The sequence below is a fragment of the Corynebacterium halotolerans genome (assembly GCF_050107895.1).
Taxonomy (GTDB): domain Bacteria; phylum Actinomycetota; class Actinomycetes; order Mycobacteriales; family Mycobacteriaceae; genus Corynebacterium; species Corynebacterium halotolerans_B.
Window position 1 is genome coordinate 1 of the sequence record NZ_JBNILW010000055.1, and the last position, 267, is coordinate 267.

1 pseudogene is annotated in these 267 nt (G+C 57.3%); it reads left to right on the plus strand.

The annotated features are described in order from the left end of the window. Positions 1–148 (plus strand): annotated as a pseudogene (locus ACQCVD_RS15525) (IS5/IS1182 family transposase); the annotation flags it as partial. Positions 149–267 lie beyond the last annotated feature (119 nt).

Genomic DNA, 267 nt, shown 5'->3' on the forward strand with positions numbered 1-267 from the left:
GACATGCTCGGCCACCACCTTGCGCACCCGCCGGGATGAATGGATCACCGCCGGCATCTTCGAGCAGCTGGAACAGATCTGTTTGGAGTTCTATGACCGTATCGTCGGACTCGATCTGGAAAACTTAGAGGACGAGCGCTTAGTAGTGCTTTGTTAGGTGGGGGCGCGGCCACAGTACGGGCAATAGGCCAACAACCTGATGACAGCGGTCTGGAGTTCGGCGAGTGTGACATAGAAACTCACACCGCCTTGCGCGCTTTTGGGTCC